Below are 23,450 nucleotides of genomic sequence, written 5' to 3'. Positions count from 1 at the left end.
CCACCCCGGGGTGTACGGGTCCCGCCGCAAGGATCGACCGCTCGGTTGATCCCCCGCCCCTGTGCCTTCCCTACTCTGGGTTACGTGCAGCGCCTCTACGACTTCATCCGCAGCCACCCGACGGGCGTCGACGTCTTCTGGGCCGTCGTCCTCCTCGGGATGTCCCTGCTGTGGATCGGGGCGATCACCCCGGCCCTCGACAACCCCGTCGGCTACGGGGCGATCGCCGTGCTGTACTCCCTGGTCGTCGCCCTGCGGCGGCGGGCGCCGGAGAAGATGCTGGTCCTGACCGTCGCCCTCGGCGTCGTCCAGCTGGTCCTCGACATCGAGCCGTTCATGGCGGACTTCGCCATGCTCGTCATCGTCTTCACCGTCGCCGCGCACGACGGCCCCCGCTGGGCCTCCCGGCTCGCCCTCGCCGCCGGGCTGTGCGCCGCCCCGCTCTCCCATCTGAGATGGCCCCTGGAGGGCAACCTCTCGGTCCCCGCCCAGGTCTTCTTCGCGGTGATCATGGCCGTGCCGTTCGCCCTCGCCTGGGTCCTCGGCGACTCGCTGCGCACCCGCCGCGCCTACTTCGCCCAGCTGGAGGAGAAGGCCGCCCGGCTGGAGCGCGAGCGGGAGGCGCAGGCCAAGGTCGCGGTGGCCGCCGAGCGGGCCCGGATCGCCCGCGAGCTCCACGACGTCGTCGCGCACAACGTGTCGGTCATGGTGGTGCAGGCCGACGGCGCCGCCTACGTCATGGACTCCTCACCGGAGACCGCCAAGCAGGCCCTGGAGACCATCTCCACCACCGGCCGGCAGGCCCTCGCCGAGATGCGCCGGCTGCTCGGCATCCTGCGCACCGGCGAGCACCAGGAGGCGGGGGAGTACGTGCCGCAGCCCGACGTGGAGCAGATCGAGGAGCTCGTCGAGCAGGTCAGGGGCGCCGGGCTCACCGTCGACCTCGCCGTCGAGGGCACCCCGCGCGAGCTGCCCACCGGTGTCGGGCTGACCGCCTACCGGATCGTCCAGGAAGCCCTCACCAACACCCGCAAGCACGGCGGCCCCGACGCCGGCGCCAGCGTCCGGCTCGTCTACTTCGACGACGGCCTCGGCCTGCTCGTCGAGGACGACGGCCGGGGCGCGCCCCAGGAGATGTACGAGGACGGCGGCGCCGACGGGCGCGGCCACGGCCTCATCGGCATGCGGGAGCGGGTCGGCATGGTGGGCGGCACCCTGGACGCGGGGCCGCGCCCCGGCGGCGGTTTCCGGATCAGCGTCCTGCTGCCGCTCAAGCCCGCACACTGAGAGCCCGAGCCCGAGCCCGGCCGAGTCCGTGCCCCGTCCCCCTCACCGAAGGAACCCCATGTCCATCCGCGTGATGCTCGTCGACGACCAGGTGCTGCTCCGTACCGGTTTCCGCATGGTGCTCGCCGCCCAGCCGGACATGGAGGTCGTGGCGGAGGCGGGCGACGGGGCGGAGGCCCTGGAGGTGCTGCGCTCCACCGAGGTGGACGTGGTCCTCATGGACGTCCGGATGCCGCGCCTCGACGGGGTGGAGGCCACCCGCCGGATCTGCGCGGCGCCCGACGCCCCGAAGGTGCTCATCCTGACCACCTTCGACCTCGACGAGTACGCCTTCTCCGGTCTGAAGGCGGGCGCGAGCGGCTTCATGCTGAAGGACGTGCCGCCGGCCGAGCTGCTGGGCGCGATCCGCTCGGTGCACAGCGGCGACGCCGTGGTCGCCCCCTCGACCACCCGCCGCCTCCTCGACCGCTTCTCCCCGATGCTGCCGTCCTCCGGCCGGGAGCCCGAGCACCGCGAGGTGGAGAAGCTGACCGAGCGCGAGCGCGAGGTCATGCTCCTCGTCGCCCAGGGCCTCTCCAACGGCGAGATCGCCGCCCGTCTCGTCCTGTCGGAGGCGACGGTCAAGACCCACGTGGGCCGCATCCTCACCAAGCTGGGCCTGCGCGACCGCGTCCAGGTCGTCGTCCTCGCCTACGAGACGGGCCTGGTCCGCGCGGGCGGCGCCAAGGGCTGAGCGCCGCGGCTGCGCTCAGCGCGGCAGCGACTTCCCGGAGTCGGCGCTCAGCGCAGCAGCGACTTCCCGGAGCCGGTGCTCAGCGCAGCACCGACTCCAGGAAGTCGCTGCCCAGGCGGGCGACGACGGAGAAGTCGAGCTGGTGCAGGACGTAGCGGCCCCGGCGGCGGGTGGTCAGCAGCCCGGCCTTGCGCAGGACGGCCAGGTGGCGGGAGACCTCGGGGGCGGTGATGCCGCACGTCTCGGCCAGCTCGCTCGTCGAGTACGGGCCGCGCGCCAGGCTCCGGCACATCCGCATCCGCACCGGGTGGGCGAGCGCCTCCAGGCGGAGCCCCACGGTGCCGACGGACTCCAGGCCGCCGACCTCGCGGCTGGCCGCCGGGTACATGATCACCGGCTGCCAGCCGGGCGAGTAGAGGGCGATGAGGTGCGGGCGGCCGAAGGCGCTGGGCACCAGGGTCAGGGCGCCGGCCCCGGCGTCCGTCCGGGCCTCCACCAGCTTGTCGATCACGATCCGGGTGCCCTCGTGGTCCTCCTCCAGGCTCAGCGCCCCCGAGGCGTCCGCGAGGGCGTCGGCCAGCCCCTTGTGGCGCATCAGCTCCGTCTTGTGACGGGCGTCGGCGGCGAGCTGCACCCGGATCCGCCGCCAGGTGTCGGCGAAGAACGCCTCGTCGCAGTCCTCCAGGAGCCGCCGGAGCCACGCGCGCGTGGCGGTGGGGGCGGTGATCATCCGCTCGGCGAACGCGGCCTGGCGCGGGCCGCGCGCGGCGGCCAGGTCCAGGGCGCGGCGCCGGGACCCCGCGTCGACCAGCGGGGACGGGACGCCGCCCAGGGCGTAGCGCGGGCTGCACGAGATCTCCAGGGCGGCGCCGACGAAGGTCTCGTCGTCGATGAGGTCGAGGTCGTCGAGCTCCTCGGCCAGGGTCTCGCGGGGCCGTGCGGGCAGCAGGAAGTCCGAGCGGGTGGACCGCCACATGAAGTCGGCTTCCAGGAGCCGGTCGGCGAGGCCGGGTTCGAGCGAGGCGTTGGTCGCCGTCGCCCACGCGTGCTGGCCGGGGTGGTGCCCCGGCTCGGCGAGGACGTGCACGGCGTTGCCGAGTTCGGCCAGCGGCGAGGGGCTGAAGACGATCCGCTCGGGCGGCACTCCGGTGATGTCGATGGTCACGCTCACGCCCCCATGGTGCGGGATGCCCCGGGGCGGTCGTCGCTTCGATTGACGAGGGCCGTCAAACGAAGGGCGGGGCGGGCCGGTACGGACCCAGGGTGAACCCATGGACGCGATGCAGCAGCACCTCTTCGACAGCTACCGGGCCGCGCGGCGGGGCGAGCCCCCGCCGCCCGCGCCCGGCACCCACGACGTGGCCGTCCTGCGGGAGCTCCGCGACCACCGCCGCTTCGAGCGGGTGGTGGCCGGCCGCCCCGCGACCGGCCGCCTCGGCACGGCCCTGTCCCGCCTGCTGTCCCGCCTCGGCCTCCGGCGGCCGCGGGGAGGCCCCGTACGACCGTCCTGACCGGGCCGCGTCCGTCCTGACCGGGCCTCGGCCGTCTTGACCGGGCCTCGGCCGTCTTGACCGGGCCTCGGCCGTCCGGAACGGGCTCCGGCCGTCCGGAACGGGCTCCGGCCGCTCTGACCGGACCGCGACCGGCGGGTCGGTGGACCGGTGGACAGGCGGGGTGGTGGACCGGTGGGGCGGTGGGCAGGCGCCCGCGGGCAGGCTCCGTGCCGTACGGCCGCCCCGTGCCGTACGGCCCTCCCGGCCGGGCCTCGCCGCCACCTGGGCGCGTAGGGGCGCGTAGGGCCGGTTCCCGGTCTGCCGCTCAGCCGTCGACGAGCGCCAGGAAGTCCCGTACGGCCGTCCTGACGTCCTCGGCGGTCCACTCCAGGCCCGCCTCCGCCACCGTCAGCTCGGTCACGGCGACACCCGGCGGGCCGCCCGCGCCCGGGGCGAACCAGCGGCGGAAGAGACAGGTCCCGGTCCGCTCGGTCTGGGCGAGCGCGGCGGCCGTGAGGACGTCGGGCTCGTACGGGAGCCACACCTGGAACTGGTGGGTGTGCGGCACCTCCGGATGCACCCGGAACCAGCCGGGGCCGCCCGTGCCGCCGCCCGCCTCCGCGAGCGCCCCGCGCACCGCCTCGGCCAGCACGCGCGCGTGGGCCACGTACGAGGGCAGCCGGGGCAGTTCGGTGTCCAGGCCGCGCAGGGCCGCGAGGGCGACCGGGTACTGCTGGAAGACCTGGCCCCCGTACCGGTGCAGCCAGACCCGCGCCTCCGCGACCAGGTCCTCCGGTCCGGCGAGCGCCGCCCCGGAGATCCCGTCGAGGGACTTGTAGAAGGAGACGTACACGCTGTCGGCGAGCCCGGCGATCTCCGCGAGCGGGCGGCCGAGACGCGTCGGGCACTCCCACAGGCGGGCGCCGTCGAAGTGGACCACCGCGTCCCGTTCCCGGGCCGCCTCGACCGTCTCCGTCAGCTCCTCCCAGGTCGGCAGCACGAAGCCCGCGTCCCGCAGCGGCAGCTCCAGCATCAGCGTCCCGAAGGGCTCCGGGTGGTCCCGCACCTCCTCGGCCGTCGGCAGCCGGGGCGCGTCCGTCGGGTGGACCGTCCGCAGCCCCGACACGGCCCCGAGGGCGCCGCCCTCGTGGACCTCGGGGTGGGCCAGCGGATGGAGGGCGACGACCGGGCTGCCGGTGCGCTCCGCCCAGCAGCGCAGCGCCACCTGCTGGGCCATGGTGCCGGTGGGGAAGAAGACGGCGGCGGGCATGCCGAGCTCGGCGGCGACCCGCTGCTCCAGGACCTCCACCAGACCGTCGCCGTACACGTCGAGCGCCGCCTCCGCGAGGCCCGCGCCCTCGGCCCAGTCGGCGAGCGCGCGCAGCCGCACGCCGACCGTGCCCTCCGCGGACGGGCGCCACAGCGTCCGCGCGGCCCCGCCCCACACCTGGGCCCGGTACCGCCGCGCGGCGCCCGCGTCGGCGGTCTCCGCCGGAGCCTCGCCGGGCGTCGTCCCGGTCGCCTCACCGGATGCCTCCGGTGGCAGTTCATCCACAACCATGGACAGATCATCACACCGTGACCCGCACCACCGCTCGCGGCCTGTGGACAGCCGGAAGGAGCGCGAAACGCTGGCGTAGCATGACGAGAAATCGTCCGGTACCCGCCGAGGACTGGAACGGAAGGCCCGTAACCACCGTGAACGCACCAGCAGCGCCAGAACCCAGGGCCGAGGACCGGCCCGCCCGGCTCACCGTCGGGGTCGTCGGCGCCGGCCGCGTCGGCCCCGCCCTCGCCGCCTCCCTCCGGCTGGCCGGACACCGACCCGTCGCCGTCTCCGCGGTCTCCGACGCCTCCCGGCGCCGGGCCGCCGCGCTGCTGCCCGACGTGCCGGTGGTGGAGCCCGCGCGCGTGCTCGCGCTCGCCGACCTCGTCCTGCTCACCGTCCCGGACGACGCCCTGCCGGGCCTCGTCGAGGGACTCGCCGGGACCGGGGCCGTCCGGCCGGGGCAGCTGATCGTCCACACCTCGGGGCGGTACGGCGCCCGGGTCCTGGACCCGGCCCGGCGCGCGGGCGCGCTCCCGCTGGCCCTGCACCCGGCGATGACCTTCACCGGCACCGCCGTCGACGTGCAGCGGCTGGCCGGCTGCTCCTTCGGGGTGACCGCGCCCGAGGAGCTGCGGCTCGCGGCCGAGGCGCTGGTCATCGAGATGGGCGGCGAGCCCGAGTGGATCGCCGAGGAGGCCAGGCCGCTCTACCACGCGGCCCTCGCCCTCGGCGCGAACCACCTGGTCACCCTGGTGGCCCAGTCGATGGAGCTGCTCCGCACGGCCGGAGTGGCCGCCCCCGACCGGATGCTCGGCCCGCTCCTGGGCGCCGCCCTCGACAACGCGCTGCGGTCCGGCGACGCGGCCCTGACCGGTCCCGTCGCGCGCGGTGACGCCGGCACGGTCGCCGCCCACGTCGCCGAGCTCCGCAAGCACGCGCCCGGCACCGTCGCCGGCTATCTGGCGATGGCCCGTACGACCGCCGACCGGGCGCTGGCGCACGGCCTGCTCAAGCCCGAGCTGGCCCAGGACCTGCTGGGCGTCCTCGCCGCCGACCCCGCCGCCGACACGACCGGCCCCGCCGACGGGCCGCGAGGAGACGACCGATGACCCTGTCCGACCGGAAGAGCCCCGGGCGCCACGCGCCGGCGGAGCTGGTCTCCACGGTCGCGGAACTGGCACGCGCGCGTGCCGGCTTCGGCGGACCGCCGGGGCACAACGCCGTCGTCATGACCATGGGCGCGCTGCACGAGGGGCACGCCACCCTGATCCGGGCCGCCCGCGAGCGGGTCGGCACGGACGGCTTCGTCGTCGTCACCGTCTTCGTGAACCCGCTCCAGTTCGGCGCCGGCGAGGACCTCGACCGCTATCCGCGCACCCTCGACGCCGATCTGGAGCTGGCCTTCGCCGCCGGCGCCAGCGCCGTCTTCGCGCCCTCCGTCGACGAGGTCTACCCCGGCGGGCAGCCCCAGGTCCGGATCGCCGCGGGGCCCATGGGCGACCGCCTGGAGGGCGCCTCCCGGCCCGGGCACTTCGACGGCGTCCTCACCGTCGTCGCGAAGCTGCTCCACCTCACCGGGCCCGACCTGGCCTTCTTCGGCCAGAAGGACGCCCAGCAGCTGGCCGTCATCCGGCGCATGGCGCGGGACCTGAACTTCCCGGTCGAGATCGTCGGCGTCCCGACGGTCCGCGAGACCGACGGCCTCGCCCTGTCGAGCCGCAACCGCTACCTCTCGGACCCCGAGCGGCACACCGCCCTCGCCCTGTCCAGGGCCCTGTTCGCCGCCCGGGACCGGCTCGCCGCGCAGGAGGCGCTGCACGCGCGCGCCGTCGCCCTGCCCGGCGCCCAGGGCCGGGCGGGGAACCGCGCCGAGGGGCTGTCCCGGCTCGGCGAGGCCCGGGCCGCCGCCGACGCGCACGCGGTCGCGCAGGCCGCCGAGGGCGGCGGCGCCGAGGCCGTCCGGGCCGCGGCGCGCGGAGTCCTCGACGAGGCCGCGAAGGCCGAGCCGCCGCTGGTCCTCGACTACGTGGCGCTGATCGACCCGGCCGACTTCACCGAGGTCGACGACACCCACCGGGGCGAGGCGGTACTCGCGCTCGCCGCCCGCGTGGGCACCACCCGGCTGATCGACAACATCCCGCTGTTCTTCGGACCCACCCAGGGAGCCGCCACGTGACCGGAATACGACTGCACGCCCCCGAGCCCGGCTGGGACATCGACGCCGACGTGGTCGTGGTCGGCTCGGGCGTCGCCGGACTGACGGCCGCCCTGCGCTGCACCGCGGCCGGGCTCCGCACGGTCGTCGTCACCAAGGCCAACCTGGACGACGGCTCCACCCGCTGGGCCCAGGGCGGCATCGCCGCCGCGCTCGGCGAGGGCGACACCCCGGGCCAGCACCTCGACGACACCCTCGTCGCCGGCGCCGGGCTCTGCGACGAGCCGGCCGTCCGCCTCCTCGTCACCGAGGGCCCGGACGCCGTCCGCCGGCTGATGGCCACCGGCGCCGACTTCGACCGCACCGACGACGGCGAGATCGCCCTCACCCGCGAGGGCGGCCACCACCGCCGCCGGATCGCCCACGCGGGCGGCGACGCCACCGGCGCGGAGATCTCCCGCGCGCTGGTCGAGGCGATCCGCGAGCGGGGCGTCCGCACCATCGAGAACGCGCTCGTCCTGGACCTCCTGAGGGACGACGAAGGCCGCACCGCCGGTGTGACCCTGCACGTCATGGGCGAGGGCCAGCACGACGGCGTCGGCGCCGTCCGCGCCCCCGCCGTGGTCCTCGCCACCGGCGGCATGGGCCAGGTCTTCTCGGCCACCACCAACCCGTCGGTCTCCACCGGCGACGGCGTCGCCCTCGCGCTGCGCGCCGGCGCCGAGGTCTCCGACCTGGAGTTCGTCCAGTTCCACCCGACGGTGCTCTTCCTCGGTTCCGGTGCCGAGGGCCAGCAGCCGCTGGTCTCCGAGGCGGTGCGCGGCGAGGGCGCCCACCTGGTCGACGCGGACGGCGTCCGCTTCATGCTCGGGCAGCACGAGCTGGCCGAGCTGGCGCCCCGGGACATCGTCGCCAAGGCGATCACCCGCCGCATGCAGGAGCGGGGCACCGAGCACATGTACCTCGACGCCCGGCACTTCGGCGCCGAGATGTGGGAGCACCGCTTCCCGACGATCCTGGCCGCCTGCCGGGCGCACGGCATCGACCCGGTCACCGAGCCGATCCCGGTCGCCCCGGCCGCGCACTACGCCTCCGGCGGCATCCGCACCGACCTCGACGGCCGCACCACCGTCCCCGGCCTGTACGCCTGCGGCGAGGTCGCCTGTACGGGTGTGCACGGCGCCAACCGGCTGGCCTCGAACTCGCTCCTGGAGGGCCTGGTCTTCGCCGAGCGGATCGCCGCCGACATCGCCGAGAACGGCCCGCACCGCGAGGGCGTGCCGCGCACCGAGAGCGGGGAGGTGCTGACCCTGCTCGCGCCCGAGGTCCGCCGGGAGATCCAGCGGATCATGACCAGGGACGCGGGCGTGCTCCGCTCGGCCGCCTCCCTGACGTCGGCCTGCGACGCCCTGGAGGCGCTGCGGCAGGACACCGAGGAGGAGCGCAAGGCAGCCGAGCCGGGCGTCGACTCCTGGGAGACCACCAACCTGCTGTGCGTCGCCCGGGTCCTCGCCGCGGCCGCCCTGGCCCGCGAGGAGACCCGCGGCTGCCACTGGCGCGAGGACCGCCCGGACCGGGACGACGAGAAGTGGCGCCGCCACCTGGTCGTCCGCCTCGCGCCCGACCGTCGGCCGGTGGTGCACGTCACCGAGACCGCGGACTTTCCCCCCGTAACCCCCGAAGCCCCCAGGGAGCAGCAGCCGTGAGCACGCCCGAGGAAGCCCGTCCCGAGCCCGTGGACGTCCCTCTCATCCAGATCAGCTCGTACGAGGAGTCCGGCGGCTGCGGCGACGGCTGCGGCTGCGGCGACGCCGAGGAGTACGAGTGCGGGCTCGACCCCGCGCTCGCCCAGCTGCTCGCCGACGCCGGCCTCGACCCCGTACAGGTCGAGGACATCGCCCACCTGGCGATCGCCGAGGACCTCGACGGCGGCGTCGACGTGACGACCGTGGCGACCGTCCCCGAGGACGCCGTCGCGACCGCCGACTTCGTGGCCCGGGAGCCCGGTGTGGTCGCCGGCCTGCGGGTGGCGGAGGCGGTCCTGTCGATCGTCTGCACCGAGGAGTTCGAGGTCGAGCGGCACCGTGAGGACGGCGAGCGCGTCGAGCCCGGCGACCTGCTGCTCAGCGTCACCGCCCGCACCCGTGACCTGCTCACCGGCGAGCGCAGCGCGCTGAACCTGCTGTGCCGCCTCTCCGGCATCGCCACCGCCACGCGCGCGTGGGCGGACGCCGTGGAGGGCACGAAGGCCAAGGTCCGCGACACCCGCAAGACGACGCCGGGCCTGCGGGCCCTGGAGAAGTACGCGGTCCGTTGCGGCGGTGGCGTCAACCACCGGATGTCGCTGTCGGACGCGGCCCTGGTGAAGGACAACCACGTGGTCGCGGCCGGCGGTGTCGCCGAGGCCTTCAAGGCCGTCCGCGAGGCCTTCCCGGAGCTGGAGATCGAGGTCGAGGTCGACACCATGCACCAGGTCCGCGAGGTCCTGGACGCGGGCGCCGACCTGATCCTGCTCGACAACTTCACCCCGGGCGAGACCGAGGAGGCCGTGGCCCTGGTCGGCGGCCGCGCGGCGCTGGAGTCCTCCGGCCGGCTGACGCTGGAGAACGCGGCGGCCTACGCGGCGACCGGTGTGGACTACCTGGCGGTCGGCGGCCTCACGCACTCCTCCCCGATCCTCGACATCGGCCTGGACCTGCGCGAGGTGCGCGACTGATGCTCCTCACCATCGACGTCGGCAACACGCACACGGTCCTCGGGCTCTTCGACGGCGAGGAGATCGTCGAGCACTGGCGGATCTCCACGGATCCCAGCAGGACCGCCGACGAGATGGCGGTCCTGCTCCAGGGCCTGATGGGTATGCACCCGCTGCTCGGCGCCGAGCTGAGCGACGGGATCGAGGGGATCGCGATCTGCGCCACGGTCCCCTCGGTCCTGCACGAGCTGCGCGAGGTGACCCGCCGCTACTACGGGGACGTGCCGGCGGTCCTCGTGGAGCCCGGTGTGAAGACGGGCGTGCCGATCCTCACCGACAACCCGAAGGAGGTCGGCGCGGACCGCATCATCAACGCGGTCGCGGCGGTCGAGCTCTACGGCGGCCCGGCGATCGTGGTCGACTTCGGCACGGCGACCACGTACGACGCGATCACCCCGCGCGGGGAGTACGCGGGCGGCGCGATCGCCCCCGGCATCGAGATCTCGGTCGAGGCGCTGGGCGTGAAGGGCGCGATGCTCCGCAAGATCGAGCTGGTCAGGCCGCGCGGGGTGATCGGGAAGAACACCGTCGAGGCGATGCAGTCCGGCATCGTCTTCGGCTACGCGGGCCAGGTCGACGGGGTCGTGGCCCGGATGAAGCGCGAGCTGGTCGGCCCGAAGGGCGACCCCTCGGACGTCACGGTGATCGCCACCGGCGGCCTGGCGCCGATGGTCCTGCGGGACTCGGCGGAGATCGACCGGCACGAGCCCTGGCTGACGCTGATCGGCCTGCGCCTGGTCTACGAGCGGAACGTCTCCCGCATGTGACCCGGCGCGTGCGGCCCGGACGGGGTGCGACCCGGACGGGGCGTTGCGCGGCACGGAAGGCGGCGTACGCGCCCCGGACGCGGAGTACGCGGAGTACGCGGAGTACGCGGTCTGGGCGGTGCGGCCGGGCCCCGGCCGCGCGGGTCGTCGCAACCGCGACGGGGTCCACGCGCGCGGGGGAGGGAATCCGCAGGTGGAAGGGGTCCGACGCCGACGCGCCGGATGATCGCTAAGCGAAATTTGTCCGATTAGCGCGTATCGTCGGCCCATGCCCACGCCATACGGATCCCGCGGCGGCATGGCGTTCAGCGCGGACGAGCTGCGTGTGCTCCGACGCGCCCTCGCCAACGCCCTCCACCCCGCCCCCCTCCCGGACCAGGACGTCCGCGACGCCCTCCGTCTGTCCGACTCCGTGGACGAGGCCGCGCGCGAGGCGGACCGGCTGCGTGCCTTCCTCCTCGCCGACCTGGTCCGCTACCGCGAGAGCCTGCCCGGCTCGCTCGCCGGCTATCTGGGGCTCCTGGAGGAGGCCCTGGCCGGCGGGTACGACCCCGGGGCCGACGACCTCGCCGCGCTGCGCGCCCTGCGCGGCAACCCGGCCGCCGCCCGACTGCTCGACCGCTGCCGGCTCCTCGCCGAGCGCTCCGTGCGGGCCCGCCTCGCCCGGGTCTCCCAGGCCACCGCGAGCGCCTCCGCCACCGCCTCCCGGGGCCGGCTGCTCGCCCTGCCCGGCGGCCGCGCGGCGCAGGAGCCCCGGCCCAAGCCGTCGGCGCCGGACCCGTCCGAGCGTCCGGTGCCCAAGCCCTCGGAGGTCTTCCCGCCACGCCGACGCCCGGTACCCCCGCCCCCGCCCGAGGAGAGGGTCGCGGGCTAGCTACCCTGGTCGGCATGGACTACGTTTCCGCGCTCCTGCCCCCCGTCGTGATGGCCGCGTTCTTCATCGCCCTCATCGTGGTGATCGTCAAGTCCCAGGGTGGCCCGAACAAGGCCAAGGAGGACGCGGCGGTCGACGCGGCCCTGGCCCGCGCGGAGGCCGCCCGCCAGCCGGAAGGCCCCGACGCCTAGTACCCGCGAGACCCCGAGGGGCGCGCGACCGTCAACGGTCGTCGCCCCTTTTGTCGTGCTACGGCCGCGCTTCCACCATCAATAACCGCTATTACCGTTACCTCCCACTAGGGTGAGCCTGTGCCGCGCCCCCTGGGAGAACTCGAAGACGCCGTCATGACGCGCATCTGGCAATGGAACCGCCCGGTGACCGTCCGGGAAGTCCTGGAAGACCTCCAGCAGGAACGCTCCATCGCCTACACCACCGTCATGACCGTCTTGGACAATCTCCATCAGAAGGGCTGGGTGCGCCGGGAAGTCGAAGGCCGCGCCTATCGATATACGGCGGTCTCCACCCGCGCCGCCTACTCGGCCGCACTGATGAACGACGCCTGGGCGCAGAGCGACAACCCCGCGGCCGCCCTGGTCGCCTTCTTCGGGATGATGTCCCCGGAACAGCGCGAGTCCCTGAACGACGCCATCCGGATCGTCCAGCGCGACAGCCCGCTCCCCGCCGCGCCCGAGGAGGGCGGAGGGGAACCGGCGGCCTCCTAGCGGTACCGTCCCCCCATGTCGAAAGCCGTCACCGTACGCCGTGCCCGCACCTCCGACGTCGCCGCCGTACGACGCCTGGTCGACCCCTACGCGCGCCGCGGCATCCTCCTCGACAAGGCGACGGTGACGTTTTACGAGGCCATCCAGGAGTTCTGGGTCGCGGAACGCGACGAGGACGGCGAGGTCGTCGGAGTCGGCGCCCTGCACGTCATGTGGGAAGACCTCGCGGAAGTCCGCACGCTCGCCGTCGATCCCGAGTTCAAGGGCGCCGGCGTGGGGCATCAGCTGCTCACCAAGTTGTTGCAGACCGCGCGCTGGCTCGGTGTGCGCCGGGTTTTCTGTCTCACCTTCGAAGTCGAGTTCTTCGCGAAGCACGGCTTCGTCGAGATCGGCGAGACGCCGGTCGACGGAGATGTCTACGCGGAGCTCCTCCGTTCCTATGACGAGGGTGTCGCCGAGTTCCTCGGTCTCGAACGAGTGAAGCCGAACACCTTGGGCAACAGCCGGATGCTTCTGCACCTGTGACCGTATCCCCCGGCGAACCCCGGCGGAACCCTATGTCCGAATCGCGCACGTTTCCCGCGTTGCCGGGGATCTGAACCTCTCCCAGGGGTTTGTGTTTTTCCGGGAAAAGCGGTTTCCTTTCCGCGTACTGCATTTTCGATGAAAGGAAATCCGGTGGCACAGAAGGTTCAGGTCCTTCTTGTCGACGACCTCGACGGCGTCGAGGCGGACGAGACCGTGACGTTCGCGCTGGACGGCAAGACCTACGAGATCGACCTCACCACCGCCAACGCGGAAAAGCTCCGTGGCCTGCTCGAGCCGTACACCACGAGCGGGCGCCGCACCGGTGGCCGCACCACCGCGGGCCGCGGCAAGGGCCGTGTGGCCACCTCCGGCAGCCAGGACACGGCGAAGATCCGCGCCTGGGCCAAGGAGAACGGCATGGAGGTCAACGACCGGGGCCGCGTCCCCGCCCACGTCAAGGCGGCCTACGAGGACGCGAACCGCTGAGGCGTCCCCCACTGAGCCGCCGGCCCGCCGGCCCGGGCGCTCAGCAGCCGCAGCCGGTGGCACTCCACGGCGGCCGCGGCCACCAGGCGCGTCAGGCACGGGGCCTCCGCACGGCCCCAGGGCCCGGACCGCGGAGCCGGCAGCGAGGACTCCACCTCGCGCCCCGGCTCGGGGGCCCGCAGCCACACGGCGGCGCCCGGCGCGCCGGATCCGCCCCGCCCCGGAGGCGGGGGAGCGGTCATCCGGCCGTCGGCGCCCAGCGCCACGAGGTCCAGTGAGATGCCGCCCCACTCCAGCCACTCCAGCAGGCCGGGCAGCTCCTCCGCACTCCCCGCGGCCACCAGCAGTCGCATCCGGCGCCCCATCAGGGCCACCGGACCCGTCGCCGCGCCGACCCGGCGCAGCACCCCACGGCCGGCCGCGGCGGGAAGTTCGAGGACGTCGAAGCGGAGCCCCGTCACCAGCTGCACCGGCGGACCGGGCACCGTCGTCCACCCGAGCTCCCGCTCGTACCAGAGCGCGAGCGCCCGGTCGCCGTCGAGCGGCGAGCGGGGAAACGGGACGGTGAGGGCCATGTCCGGGGAACTCCCGGGGGGCCGGGGAGGTTACGGCCCGGTGCCCCGCCCGTGACGTAACGTTCCGGTCCGGGGACCCAAGGTGTCCGGTAATGGGGCGTACGAGCGCATTCGACGGCGCAACTCTGTTCGCTGGTAGCGGAGGGGCCCCGGGTGCGCCGCATGGAGTGTCGGACCCTACGGGTAAGACATTCCTAGTGGAGAGGGGTGACTCGTACGGCCGGTCCGTCTCACGTTCGCCATCGGCGTACTCAAGGCGGGGGTAACTACTTGGCCTGCGGGAACATCGTCTCGCACCATCGAGTTGGAGCATTTGTCGGCTGTTCGGCAGCGGGCCACCCCACGGACAAGGGGGTGATCCGGACGGATGTCGGCAGTTGGAATGAGCGGTCCCCGCTTGCGGGACTAAGCTGCGGAAGGACAGGGAGGGGATCGACCCCTAACTGACTGACCGCTCTGAGGAGCGATTAACGATGTTCGAGAGGTTCACCGACCGCGCGCGGCGGGTTGTCGTCCTGGCTCAGGAAGAAGCCCGGATGCTCAACCACAACTACATCGGCACCGAGCACATCCTTCTGGGCCTTATCCACGAGGGTGAGGGTGTCGCCGCTAAGGCCCTGGAGAGCCTCGGGATTTCGCTCGAGGCGGTCCGCCAGCAGGTGGAGGAGATCATCGGCCAGGGCCAGCAGGCCCCGTCCGGCCACATCCCCTTCACCCCTCGCGCCAAGAAGGTCCTGGAGCTCTCGCTCCGCGAGGCCCTCCAGCTCGGCCACAACTACATCGGCACCGAGCACATCCTGCTCGGCCTGATCCGCGAGGGCGAGGGCGTCGCCGCCCAGGTCCTCGTGAAGCTGGGCGCCGATCTCAACCGGGTCCGGCAGCAGGTCATCCAGCTGCTCTCCGGATACCAGGGCAAGGAAGCCGCCACCGCCGGCGGCCCTGCCGAGGGCACGCCCTCGACGTCCCTGGTCCTCGACCAGTTCGGTCGCAACCTCACGCAGGCCGCTCGCGAGTCCAAGCTCGACCCGGTCATCGGGCGCGAGAAGGAGATCGAGCGGGTCATGCAGGTGCTGTCCCGCCGCACCAAGAACAACCCGGTCCTCATCGGCGAGCCCGGCGTCGGCAAGACCGCCGTCGTCGAGGGCCTGGCGCAGGCCATCGTCAAGGGCGAGGTGCCCGAGACCCTCAAGGACAAGCACCTCTACACCCTGGACCTCGGCGCGCTGGTCGCCGGCTCCCGCTACCGCGGTGACTTCGAGGAGCGCCTGAAGAAGGTCCTCAAGGAGATCCGCACCCGCGGCGACATCATCCTGTTCATCGACGAGCTCCACACCCTCGTGGGTGCGGGCGCCGCCGAGGGCGCGATCGACGCCGCCAGCATCCTCAAGCCGATGCTGGCCCGCGGCGAGCTCCAGACCATCGGTGCCACCACCCTCGACGAGTACCGCAAGTACCTGGAGAAGGACGCCGCGCTCGAGCGCCGCTTCCAGCCCATCCAGGTCGCCGAGCCGTCGCTGCCGCACACCATCGAGATCCTCAAGGGTCTGCGCGACCGGTACGAGGCGCACCACCGCGTCTCCATCACCGACGAGGCCCTCGTCCAGGCCGCGACCCTGGCCGACCGGTACATCTCGGACCGCTTCCTCCCGGACAAGGCGATCGACCTGATCGACGAGGCCGGCTCCCGGATGCGCATCCGCCGGATGACCGCGCCGCCGGACCTCCGCGAGTTCGACGAGAAGATCGCCGGCGTCCGCCGCGACAAGGAGTCCGCGATCGACTCGCAGGACTTCGAGAAGGCCGCGTCCCTGCGCGACAAGGAGAAGCAGCTCCTCGCCGCCAAGACCAAGCGGGAGAAGGAGTGGAAGGCCGGCGACATGGACGTCGTCGCCGAGGTCGACGGCGAGCTGATCGCCGAGGTCCTCGCGACCGCCACCGGCATCCCGGTCTTCAAGCTGACCGAGGAGGAGTCCTCGCGTCTGCTCCGCATGGAGGACGAGCTCCACAAGCGCGTCATCGGCCAGAAGGACGCCGTCATCGGCCTCTCGCGTGCCATCCGCCGCACGCGCGCCGGCCTGAAGGACCCGAAGCGTCCCGGTGGCTCGTTCATCTTCGCCGGTCCGTCCGGTGTCGGTAAGACCGAGCTTTCGAAGGCCCTCGCCGAATTCCTCTTCGGCGACGAGGACGCGATGATCTCCCTCGACATGTCGGAGTTCAGCGAGAAGCACACGGTTTCGCGCCTCTTCGGTTCGCCGCCCGGATACGTCGGCTACGAAGAGGGCGGCCAGCTCACCGAGAAGGTGCGCCGCAAGCCGTTCTCCGTCGTCCTCTTCGACGAGGTCGAGAAGGCCCACCCCGATATCTTCAATTCCCTGCTCCAGATCCTGGAGGACGGTCGCCTGACCGACTCCCAGGGCCGGGTCGTGGACTTCAAGAACACGGTCATCATCATGACGACCAACCTCGGGACCAGGGACATCTCGAAGGGCTTCAACCTGGGCTTCGCCGCCCAGGGCGACACGAAGTCCAACTACGAGCGGATGAAGGCGAAGGTCAGCGAGGAGCTGAAGCAGCACTTCCGCCCCGAGTTCCTCAACCGTGTGGACGACGTCATCGTCTTCCCGCAGCTGACCCAGGACGACATCCTCCAGATCGTCGACCTCATGATCGGCCGCGTGGACGAGCGCCTCAAGGACCGGGACATGGGCATCGAGCTCTCCCAGTCCGCGAAGGAGCTCCTCGCCAGGAAGGGCTACGACCCGGTCATGGGCGCCCGGCCGCTGCGCCGGACGATCCAGCGCGAGGTCGAGGACTCGCTCTCCGAGAAGATCCTCTTCGGCGAGCTGCGCCCCGGTCACATCGTGGTCGTGGACACCGAGGGCGAGGGCGACGAGCAGAAGTTCACCTTCCGCGGCGAGGAGAAGTCGGCCCTCCCCGACGCCCCGCCGGTCACGGCGGGCGACACGGGCCCGAACCTGTCGAAGGACGCGTGACGCACGCGCCGAGCGTGTAGCGGTACGAAGGGGCGGCCCCGGAACCAGCACGGTTCCGGGGCCGCCCCTTTCGCGTCCGGTCAGCCGACGCGGACGTGGGACGGGAGGTGTTCGGTGCCGGTCAGCCGGGTCCGCGGGGCCATGATCCTCCGCAGGTCGACCAGCTCGCCGGCGCGGGTGACGTCGAACGTCCCGGCGCCGAGGTAGAGGCGCCGGAGGCGGGGGAACACCCGGACGACCGCTTCCAGCGAGGGCGCGGGGTGGAGCCCCGTCGCACACCCCAGGAGGGTCACCTGGGGCAGCACGATGTCCTCGGGGCAGTCCTCGATGTCCTGGAGGGCGAGGGACAGCTGCGTGAGCTGCGGGAGGGCCGCCAGGTCACGCCAGAGGGCGGGGGTCAGGGCGGTCAGGGCCGGCAGGCTGCGCAGGCCGGGGTGGCGAGCGAGCCCCGAGAGTCCGTCCAGGGGCAAGGTGCGGAAGGACAGCCTCTGCAGCGGCACGTCGGCCGGGAGATCGGTGACCCGCCATACCGCGTTGTCCGGGAGGGCGAGGCGCTCCAGCCTGCCGAGCGCGCCGAGCGGCGCGAGGTCGAGCCCTGTTCCGTCTCCGAGCAGCGCCAGGTCGCGTGGATCGCACCGTGCCAGCAGTTCGGCCGTGTGGGCGGCCGAGACCGAGCCGTCGATCTCCAGGAGCTCCGGCCTGAGGCCGAGCCGGAGCAGTTCCGCCGCCCGCTCGTCGTCGTGGACCTGGTAGCGCAGTTCGGTGGGGTCGAGACGCGCGATGACGTCGTCCGCGTACTGGCGGGCCTCGAAGCGCTGCCAGGCCCACATGAGCTGCCCCCTCACGTGGAGCGAGGAGTGGCCGGCGAAACCGGCCAGGAAGGGGATGGCCGCGTCGGAGAGGATGTGGGTCGCCGTGATGGTGACCAGGTAGGCGTCGATCACCGCGAGCCCCTCCGCGCCCGGCAGCAGGTCGAGGACCATCTGCCCCACCCTCGCCAGCTCCCGCGCCTCGCCGGGGGTGTGCGGTGGGATCACCTCCGAGGTGCGGCGCGTGATCTCCGCGCGTACCTCCTGGGGCACCTCCGTCGCGTGCCCGAGGGCCGTCGCCGCCAGCAGGGTCAGGCGCAGCTGTGTGCGGCGGTCCTCCGCCTCGTCCGCCGCCTTCAGCAGCTCGCGCAGGATCTCGGAGGCCTCGCGGGGGCGGGCGTGGCCGACGGCCATGCGGATGACGTCCTCCCAGCGGTCGTCCGTCGCGTGGCGGACGAGGACGCCGATGTCCCAGTGGTCGACCAGGGCCTTGGCCGCCAGGTAGTCCTGGAAGGTGCGGTGGACGAAGTCGACGGTGTCGGCGGTGGGCTCGTGGAGGAGGCCGCTGCGGTGGAGGAGGTGGGTGAAGACCCGGTCGGGCGGGGCGTCGCCGAAGCCCATCGCCGGGAGGGCCTCGGCGACCAGGGACTCGGCGTGGGCCCGGTCCATCTGGAAGCGGTCGTTGAGCGTCAGCCAGTACGCCAGGCGCTGGATCAGCTGGATCTGGGGGGCCTCGTCGAGCACGACGCCGTAGGGGGCGCCCATGCCGCGTTCGCGGTCGCGGCGCGCGAGGAGCATGGAGAGGGCCGCGTCGTAGAGGGGCTTGCGGCCCCGGGGGAGGTAGCCGCGGCGGTCGCGGTGGAGGGCGCAGATCAGGCCGCACATGAGGGGGTTGGTGGCGAGCCGGGCCACGTGTTCCGTCGTACGGAGGGAGTCGAGGAGCTGCTGCTCGTAGGGCGCGGCCGACGGCCCCGCCGCGCGGTGCCAGCGGCGCACGAAGGTGGCGACCTCGGTGGGGGCCATGGGGGAGAGGGTCAGCTCGGTGAAGCCGTCGCGGGCCAGCCAGTCGTCGCGTACGGCGGTGGGGCGGGAGGTCACGAGCCAGCGGTTGCCGGCCCCGTACGCGGCGAGCAGGCCGCGCAGCCAGTCGCGGGCGCGGCCGCGCTCGGTCTCGGGGATCTCGTCGATGCCGTCGACGAGGACGAGGCCCCGGCCGGCGGCGAGGACCCGGTCGGCCCAGCCGTCGGGCGGGGTCAGGGGGCATTCGGCGGAGGAGAGGAAGCGCGCGGCGTCGGGGAGCCGTTCGCCGTGGCGGGTGAGGGTGCGCAGGGGGAGGACGAAGGGGACGCGGCCGTACAGGTAGGCCATCGCGTCCGAGGGGTCCGCCGCGCACGCCGAGACCGTCAGCCACTGGGCGAGGGTCGTCTTGCCGGAGCCCGCCTGGCCCCGGAGCAGCACCCGGTCGTGGGCGGCGAGGGCGAGGTCGGCGCGGAGGGAGACGTACTCCTGGTGGTCGGGGTGGGTGCCGGGGGCCCCTCCCGCCGCCTCCAGGGACAGATAGGCCACGTCGAGCGGCCACTCCTCCTCCGTGTCGCGCAGGTCGATGCCGTAGATCGTCAGGTGGCCGTGCTTCTTCGCCAGGTGCGCGAGGTAGCGCCGCTCGAAGGCGGCGTCCTCGGCGAGGGGGCCGGGGTTGGCCGCCGCCACGGAGTCGAGCCTCGCGGCGAGGGCGGCCTGGCCGCGGGTCTGTTCGACCAGGGTGCGGGCGACGAAGGAGGGGCGGCGGGTGAAGAACTCCAGGATGTGGCGGCAGGCCCATGCGGTGGCGGTCTCCAGGTAGTGGACGGAGTCCGCGGAGAGGCCGTCGGGGTCGGGGGCGGCGGCGCGCAGGCGCCGGGCGAGGGCCTGGTGGCCGAGGTGGACGGCCTGGACGTCGTCCATGTCGAGGTCGCCGAGGGCCAGCAGGTTCGCGGCGAGCGCGTCGGTGACGGCCTCGGTCTCGTCGGCGGGGAACGGCCGCTCGCCGGGTCCCTCGCAGGTGCGGGTCACCAGGGTCGCGGCCAGTCTCCTGACGTCCTTCTCGGTGAGGGTGCGCTTCTCGCCGCGGAAGGAGAGGAGGGAGGCGAGCCGGACGGGGCGGTCCGTGCCGGTGAGTCCCGCCCCGGGGCCGTCGCCGGCCAGCAGTTTCCTCAGCAGTGGGCCGAGTGCGGCCGAAGCGAGTCTGGTGCCGATGAGTGCCGGTTCCATGTCTGTCCCCCTGTACGTCCCCGGATGCCGTCAGCGTAGTGCGGGGCGGTCTCCGGGAGGCTCCGGTCGCGTGACCCAGGTCGCAATGGCGGGGCCCGCGCGGTGACAAGCGGCACAGGGGTGGAGAGGGGTACTAGACGGGATCGTAGTGCTGATAGCGGGAGAAACGGGACGTTTAGACGTCAACCGTCAGGACCTGGGCCCTGAGAGGGCCGAATCGGGCGCGGCGCCGCCTTTCGGGCCTTTCCGGGCCGGGGCGACATGCGGTTAAACCCGGAATCTTGGGTTGTTATGTCCGATTTCGGGGGCGGCTCTCCGGGGTGTCAAGGGTCGTATTCCTGGGGAGATCGCTACGACCTTGTGTCGTAGATGGGGTGTTTTGGGATGACCTGGGTGGCGGGTTACCAAGGAACGGCCAGCCCGGCGCAACGCACCGATCGCGTCGGGTCCCGTTCTGCCCGGAGGTCTTCCCCCGTATGTCGAAGCGCGTCATGAACCCCGCCGCCCGCACCACCGCCGTCGTCCTCGCCACCGCTGGTCTGGGAGCGACGCTGGTGGCCGGAGCCGGGTCCGCCTTCGCCGCCGAGAGCAAGGCCGCCCCGGTCGCCGGTACCGCGGCCGCAGCCGTCGCGGCGCAGGCCGAGACCCAGGCCAAGGCCGCCGCCCAGGTGAAGGCCACCCAGGCCAAGGCCGCCAAGGCCGCCCAGGTGAAGGCCGCGGCCAAGAAGGCCGCCGCCAAGCCCGTCGCCGCGAAGAAGGCCAAGGGCTGGGTCAAGCCGGTCGCCGCGTACGCCCTCAGCGCCAGCTTCAACCAGGGCGGCGCCATGTGGGCCCACAAGCACTCCGGCCAGGACTTCGCCGTGCCGGTCGGCACCGTGGTCAAGGCGGCCGGTGCCGGCACCGTCGTGAAGGCCGGCCCGAACGGCGGCGGCGACGGCCCCGCGTACGGCAACGCCATCGTGGTGAAGCACGCCAACGGCACGTACTCGCAGTACGCCCACCTGTCGAAGATCAAGGTCCACATCGGCCAGAAGGTCGCCGCCGGCCAGCAGATCGCCCTCTCGGGCAACACCGGCAACTCCTCCGGCCCGCACCTGCACTTCGAGATCCGTACGACCCCGAACTACGGCTCCGCCATCAACCCGGCCGCGTTCCTGCGGACCCACGGCGTCTCCATCTGACGCCCGGCGGTCTACCGGCCCGCGTGGGCCTGACCGATCAGGTCGAGGGCGACCTCGAGGACGGCTTCCTGCTTCTCCTCGGGGTCGCCCTCGACGTTCTGCATGAAGAAGGTCCCGGCGTGCAGCGCGAAGATCGCGCTCACGGCGCGGACCTTGTCCTTCATCGGGTCGTCCGGCTCCTGGATGAACTCGTTGAGCGCGATGAAGCGCTCCTTGAAGGTCAGGCCGATGCTCAGGTCGCGCACGGTCGCCTGGTTCTCGTGCATGAAGCGGAACAGCGGGGCCGCGGCGAGCAGGGCCCTCTGGTAGCGGCGCAGGATCTCCCGCTTGGTCTCCAGGGTGCGCGGCTGCTCGGCCGCCCAGGCCACCAGGTCGTCGATCGGCCGGGCCAGGTCCTGGAAGATCCCGATGATGATGTCTTCCTTGGTCTTGAAGTGGTAGTAGAGCGCCGCCTTCGTGACGTCGAGGTGTTCGGCGATCTCCCGCAGCGAGGTCTTCTCGTAGCCCTGCTCGGCGAAGAGTGCGAGAGCCACGTCCTGGATGCGCTGGCGGGTGTTGCCTCGGGCCATGGCTGTTCACTCCCACTTTCCACAAAACTTACTTGACGACCGGCAAGTGACACGCCTACCTTCCCCAGTGTAGTAACTAGCCGGGCGGCAAGTAAGGGGACGGGCATGACGGACACCGCACCATCGCAACAGGCGGAGGAGGAGCGGTCGCCGCAGCGCAGCGTGCGCGTCGTCCTGCTCGCCCTCATGATCGCGATGCTCCTCGCGATGCTGGACAACATGATCATCGGCACCGCGATGCCGACGATCGTCGGCGAGCTCGGCGGTCTGGAGCACCTCTCCTGGGTCGTCACGGCCTACACCCTGGCCACCGCCGCCTCCACCCCCATCTGGGGCAAGCTCGGCGACATGTACGGCCGCAAGGGCGTCTTCCTCACCTCGATCGTGATCTTCCTGATCGGCTCGGCGCTCAGCGGCATGGCCCAGGACATGGGCCAGCTCATCGGCTTCCGCACCGTCCAGGGCCTCGGCGCCGGCGGTCTCATGGTCGGCGTCATGGCGATCATCGGCGACCTGATCCCGCCCCGGGACCGGGGCAAGTACCAGGGCATGATGGCCGGCGTGATGGCGCTCGCCATGATCGGCGGCCCGCTGGTCGGCGGCACCATCACCGACCACTGGGGCTGGCGCTGGTCCTTCTACATCAACCTGCCGCTGGGCGTCGTCGCGCTCGCCATGGTCACCGCCGTCCTCCACCTGCCGAAGAAGCGGCGGGCGGCGGGCACCCGGATCGACTTCCTCGGCGCCGGGCTGCTGACCGTCGGCATCACCGCGATCGTCCTCGTCACCACCTGGGGCGGCACCGAGTACGCCTGGGGCTCGGCCACCATCGTCGGCCTCGCGGTCGGCGGCGCGCTCTCCCTCGCGGCCTTCCTGTACGTGGAGACCCGCGCGAGCGACCCGATCATGCCGCTGCACATCTTCCGCAGCCGCAACTTCACCCTCATGTCGCTGATCGGCTTCATCACCGGCTTCGTCATGTTCGGCGCGGTCCTCTACCTGCCGATCTTCCAGCAGTCCGTGCAGGGCGCCTCGGCCACCAACTCCGGCCTGCTGCTCCTGCCGATGCTGCTGTCGATGATGGTCGTCTCGCTGGTCGTCGGCCGCTTCACCACCAGCACCGGCAAGTACAAGGTCTTCCCCATCGCGGGCGGCGCCCTGATGATCGTCGGCCTGTTCCTGCTCTCCACGATGGACACCGGCACGACCCGTCTGGTCTCCGGGGTCCACATGGCCCTGCTCGGTGCCGGCATGGGCTTCCTCATGCAGATCACCATGCTCGTCGCGCAGAACAGCGTCGAGATGAAGGACATGGGCGTGGCCTCCAGCTCCACCACCCTCTTCCGGACCCTCGGCTCCTCCTTCGGCGTCGCCATCATGGGCGCCCTCTTCACCAGCCGGGTCCAGGACGAGATGTCCGCCCGCGGCGGCTCCGCCCTCACCGAGCGGACCGCCCAGCTCGACGCCGCCAGCCTGGCCAAGCTGCCGGAGGCGCTGCGCGAGGCCTACCAGCACGCCGTCGCCGCCGGCACCCACTCCGCCTTCCTCCTCGGCTCGGCGGTCGCGGTCATCGGCTTCGTCCTCGCCTTCTTCGTCAAGGAGGTGGCGCTCCGCGGCGCCGGCCCCGCGACGGCGGAGAAGCCCGCCGACGAAGGCACCGCCAAGGTCGCCGAGACGGTCTAGGACACGAGGCCGTCCAGGCGGTCGCACACGCGCGTGGGGCC

The 23,450-nt window shown here is 72.8% G+C and carries 21 protein-coding genes; 16 read left to right on the top strand and 5 right to left on the bottom strand.

From position 1 onward, the window contains the following. Positions 1 to 84 precede the first annotated feature (84 nt). Together ACFQ8C_RS17785 and ACFQ8C_RS17780 are read left to right on the top strand one after the other, a co-directional pair. On the top strand, positions 85 to 1,287 hold the full coding sequence (locus tag ACFQ8C_RS17785) for a sensor histidine kinase (protein ID WP_383458090.1): 1,203 nt from the start codon (positions 85 to 87) through the stop codon (positions 1,285 to 1,287). Between the two features lie 58 nt (positions 1,288 to 1,345). After that, positions 1,346 to 2,020: a response regulator gene (locus ACFQ8C_RS17780; RefSeq protein WP_383458087.1), complete on the top strand. Its 675-nt coding sequence runs from the start codon at positions 1,346 to 1,348 to the stop codon at positions 2,018 to 2,020. 79 nt (positions 2,021 to 2,099) lie between these two features. Here the strand turns inward: ACFQ8C_RS17780 and ACFQ8C_RS17775 are convergent, their stop codons facing one another. Beyond that, positions 2,100 to 3,191: a DUF5937 family protein gene (locus tag ACFQ8C_RS17775; RefSeq protein WP_383458084.1), complete on the bottom strand. Its 1,092-nt coding sequence runs from the start codon at positions 3,189 to 3,191 to the stop codon at positions 2,100 to 2,102. Positions 3,192 to 3,291: 100 nt separating this feature from the next. Here ACFQ8C_RS17775 and ACFQ8C_RS17770 point away from each other — a divergent pair, with 100 nt between their 5' ends. Next, positions 3,292 to 3,531 carry a hypothetical protein gene (locus tag ACFQ8C_RS17770; RefSeq protein WP_383458081.1) on the top strand — a complete coding sequence of 80 codons (240 nt, stop codon included), beginning with the start codon at positions 3,292 to 3,294 and terminating at the stop codon, positions 3,529 to 3,531. A 307-nt stretch (positions 3,532 to 3,838) separates the two neighbouring features. Here ACFQ8C_RS17770 and ACFQ8C_RS17765 read toward each other — a convergent pair whose 3' ends face one another. Next, positions 3,839 to 5,074 carry a threonine aldolase family protein gene (locus ACFQ8C_RS17765; RefSeq protein WP_383458079.1) on the bottom strand — a complete coding sequence of 412 codons (1,236 nt, stop codon included), beginning with the start codon at positions 5,072 to 5,074 and terminating at the stop codon, positions 3,839 to 3,841. A 137-nt stretch (positions 5,075 to 5,211) separates the two neighbouring features. Between ACFQ8C_RS17765 and ACFQ8C_RS17760 the strand changes: the two genes are divergently transcribed. The 10 genes from ACFQ8C_RS17760 to ACFQ8C_RS17715 all read left to right on the top strand — a co-directional run bounded on the left by ACFQ8C_RS17760 (position 5,212) and on the right by ACFQ8C_RS17715 (position 13,352). Next, positions 5,212 to 6,171, top strand: coding sequence for a Rossmann-like and DUF2520 domain-containing protein (locus ACFQ8C_RS17760; protein ID WP_043226588.1), 960 nt, complete (start codon positions 5,212 to 5,214; stop codon positions 6,169 to 6,171). Further along, complete coding sequence (gene panC / locus ACFQ8C_RS17755) at positions 6,168 to 7,238, top strand: pantoate--beta-alanine ligase (protein WP_383458077.1); 1,071 nt, start codon at positions 6,168 to 6,170, stop codon at positions 7,236 to 7,238. Before ACFQ8C_RS17760 ends, panC begins: the two co-directional genes overlap by 4 nt. After that, positions 7,235 to 8,923, top strand: coding sequence for an L-aspartate oxidase (locus ACFQ8C_RS17750; protein WP_383458074.1), 1,689 nt, complete (start codon positions 7,235 to 7,237; stop codon positions 8,921 to 8,923). The genes panC and ACFQ8C_RS17750 overlap by 4 nt, the downstream gene beginning before the upstream one ends. Then, on the top strand, positions 8,920 to 9,933 hold the full coding sequence (gene nadC / locus ACFQ8C_RS17745; RefSeq protein ID WP_383458072.1) for a carboxylating nicotinate-nucleotide diphosphorylase: 1,014 nt from the start codon (positions 8,920 to 8,922) through the stop codon (positions 9,931 to 9,933). The genes ACFQ8C_RS17750 and nadC overlap by 4 nt, the downstream gene beginning before the upstream one ends. Continuing rightward, positions 9,933 to 10,739, top strand: coding sequence for a type III pantothenate kinase (locus ACFQ8C_RS17740; RefSeq protein ID WP_383458070.1), 807 nt, complete (start codon positions 9,933 to 9,935; stop codon positions 10,737 to 10,739). The genes nadC and ACFQ8C_RS17740 overlap by 1 nt, the downstream gene beginning before the upstream one ends. 298 nt (positions 10,740 to 11,037) lie before the next feature. Then, the gene (locus ACFQ8C_RS17735; protein ID WP_383458135.1) at positions 11,038 to 11,613 is read left to right on the top strand and encodes a hypothetical protein; all 576 of its coding nucleotides are present in this window, start codon (positions 11,038 to 11,040) and stop codon (positions 11,611 to 11,613) included. Between the two features lie 14 nt (positions 11,614 to 11,627). Beyond that, the gene (locus ACFQ8C_RS17730) at positions 11,628 to 11,804 is read left to right on the top strand and encodes a hypothetical protein (RefSeq protein ID WP_383458069.1); all 177 of its coding nucleotides are present in this window, start codon (positions 11,628 to 11,630) and stop codon (positions 11,802 to 11,804) included. A gap of 120 nt (positions 11,805 to 11,924) precedes the next feature. After that, the gene (locus ACFQ8C_RS17725; protein ID WP_383458068.1) at positions 11,925 to 12,338 is read left to right on the top strand and encodes a BlaI/MecI/CopY family transcriptional regulator; all 414 of its coding nucleotides are present in this window, start codon (positions 11,925 to 11,927) and stop codon (positions 12,336 to 12,338) included. A gap of 15 nt (positions 12,339 to 12,353) precedes the next feature. Then, positions 12,354 to 12,863 carry an amino-acid N-acetyltransferase gene (locus ACFQ8C_RS17720; RefSeq protein ID WP_383458065.1) on the top strand — a complete coding sequence of 170 codons (510 nt, stop codon included), beginning with the start codon at positions 12,354 to 12,356 and terminating at the stop codon, positions 12,861 to 12,863. 153 nt (positions 12,864 to 13,016) lie between these two features. Next, positions 13,017 to 13,352 carry an Lsr2 family protein gene (locus ACFQ8C_RS17715; RefSeq protein WP_383458062.1) on the top strand — a complete coding sequence of 112 codons (336 nt, stop codon included), beginning with the start codon at positions 13,017 to 13,019 and terminating at the stop codon, positions 13,350 to 13,352. On the opposite strand, the gene ACFQ8C_RS17710 is transcribed toward ACFQ8C_RS17715, so the two are convergent. Further along, positions 13,331 to 13,927: an SCO3374 family protein gene (locus ACFQ8C_RS17710; RefSeq protein WP_383458060.1), complete on the bottom strand. Its 597-nt coding sequence runs from the start codon at positions 13,925 to 13,927 to the stop codon at positions 13,331 to 13,333. The genes ACFQ8C_RS17715 and ACFQ8C_RS17710 overlap by 22 nt on opposite strands. Before the next feature lie 473 nt (positions 13,928 to 14,400). Between ACFQ8C_RS17710 and ACFQ8C_RS17705 the strand changes: the two genes are divergently transcribed. Beyond that, positions 14,401 to 16,920, top strand: a complete 2,520-nt coding sequence (locus tag ACFQ8C_RS17705; RefSeq protein WP_383458057.1) for an ATP-dependent Clp protease ATP-binding subunit — start codon at positions 14,401 to 14,403, stop codon at positions 16,918 to 16,920. An 80-nt stretch (positions 16,921 to 17,000) separates the two neighbouring features. Here the strand turns inward: ACFQ8C_RS17705 and ACFQ8C_RS17700 are convergent, their stop codons facing one another. Beyond that, positions 17,001 to 19,976: an NACHT domain-containing protein gene (locus ACFQ8C_RS17700; protein WP_383458054.1), complete on the bottom strand. Its 2,976-nt coding sequence runs from the start codon at positions 19,974 to 19,976 to the stop codon at positions 17,001 to 17,003. A gap of 476 nt (positions 19,977 to 20,452) precedes the next feature. Here ACFQ8C_RS17700 and ACFQ8C_RS17695 point away from each other — a divergent pair, with 476 nt between their 5' ends. Further along, positions 20,453 to 21,157 carry a M23 family metallopeptidase gene (locus ACFQ8C_RS17695; protein WP_383458052.1) on the top strand — a complete coding sequence of 235 codons (705 nt, stop codon included), beginning with the start codon at positions 20,453 to 20,455 and terminating at the stop codon, positions 21,155 to 21,157. An 11-nt stretch (positions 21,158 to 21,168) separates the two neighbouring features. Here ACFQ8C_RS17695 and ACFQ8C_RS17690 read toward each other — a convergent pair whose 3' ends face one another. Then, entirely contained in the window at positions 21,169 to 21,726 is a 558-nt protein-coding gene (locus ACFQ8C_RS17690) for a TetR/AcrR family transcriptional regulator (RefSeq protein WP_383458049.1), read from the bottom strand. Between the two features lie 105 nt (positions 21,727 to 21,831). Between ACFQ8C_RS17690 and ACFQ8C_RS17685 the strand changes: the two genes are divergently transcribed. Then, a complete protein-coding gene (locus tag ACFQ8C_RS17685) occupies positions 21,832 to 23,409 on the top strand; it encodes an MDR family MFS transporter (protein ID WP_383458047.1) in 1,578 nt (525 codons plus the stop codon). Positions 23,410 to 23,450 lie beyond the last annotated feature (41 nt).

This window comes from Streptomyces sp. NPDC056503 (genome assembly GCF_042794995.1).
Lineage (GTDB): Bacteria > Actinomycetota > Actinomycetes > Streptomycetales > Streptomycetaceae > Streptomyces.
The sequence above is the reverse complement of the archived record's forward strand: the minus strand, read 5'-3'. Positions and strand labels throughout refer to the sequence as shown.

Excerpts from the sequence above, each read along its gene's own strand:
- ACFQ8C_RS17780 (WP_383458087.1), top strand. The coding sequence starts at position 1,346 with ATGTCCATCCGCGTGATGCTCGTCGACGACCAGGTGCTGCTCCGTACC.
- ACFQ8C_RS17770 (WP_383458081.1), top strand. The coding sequence starts at position 3,292 with ATGGACGCGATGCAGCAGCACCTCTTCGACAGCTACCGGGCCGCGCGG.
- ACFQ8C_RS17765 (WP_383458079.1), bottom strand. The coding sequence starts at position 5,074 with ATGGTTGTGGATGAACTGCCACCGGAGGCATCCGGTGAGGCGACCGGG.
- panC (WP_383458077.1), top strand. The coding sequence starts at position 6,168 with ATGACCCTGTCCGACCGGAAGAGCCCCGGGCGCCACGCGCCGGCGGAG.
- ACFQ8C_RS17740 (WP_383458070.1), top strand. The coding sequence starts at position 9,933 with ATGCTCCTCACCATCGACGTCGGCAACACGCACACGGTCCTCGGGCTC.
- ACFQ8C_RS17735 (WP_383458135.1), top strand. The coding sequence starts at position 11,038 with ATGGCGTTCAGCGCGGACGAGCTGCGTGTGCTCCGACGCGCCCTCGCC.
- ACFQ8C_RS17730 (WP_383458069.1), top strand. The coding sequence starts at position 11,628 with ATGGACTACGTTTCCGCGCTCCTGCCCCCCGTCGTGATGGCCGCGTTC.
- ACFQ8C_RS17720 (WP_383458065.1), top strand. The coding sequence starts at position 12,354 with ATGTCGAAAGCCGTCACCGTACGCCGTGCCCGCACCTCCGACGTCGCC.
- ACFQ8C_RS17710 (WP_383458060.1), bottom strand. The coding sequence starts at position 13,927 with ATGGCCCTCACCGTCCCGTTTCCCCGCTCGCCGCTCGACGGCGACCGG.
- ACFQ8C_RS17705 (WP_383458057.1), top strand. The coding sequence starts at position 14,401 with ATGTTCGAGAGGTTCACCGACCGCGCGCGGCGGGTTGTCGTCCTGGCT.
- ACFQ8C_RS17700 (WP_383458054.1), bottom strand. The coding sequence starts at position 19,976 with ATGGAACCGGCACTCATCGGCACCAGACTCGCTTCGGCCGCACTCGGC.
- ACFQ8C_RS17695 (WP_383458052.1), top strand. The coding sequence starts at position 20,453 with ATGTCGAAGCGCGTCATGAACCCCGCCGCCCGCACCACCGCCGTCGTC.
- ACFQ8C_RS17690 (WP_383458049.1), bottom strand. The coding sequence starts at position 21,726 with ATGGCCCGAGGCAACACCCGCCAGCGCATCCAGGACGTGGCTCTCGCA.
- ACFQ8C_RS17685 (WP_383458047.1), top strand. The coding sequence starts at position 21,832 with ATGACGGACACCGCACCATCGCAACAGGCGGAGGAGGAGCGGTCGCCG.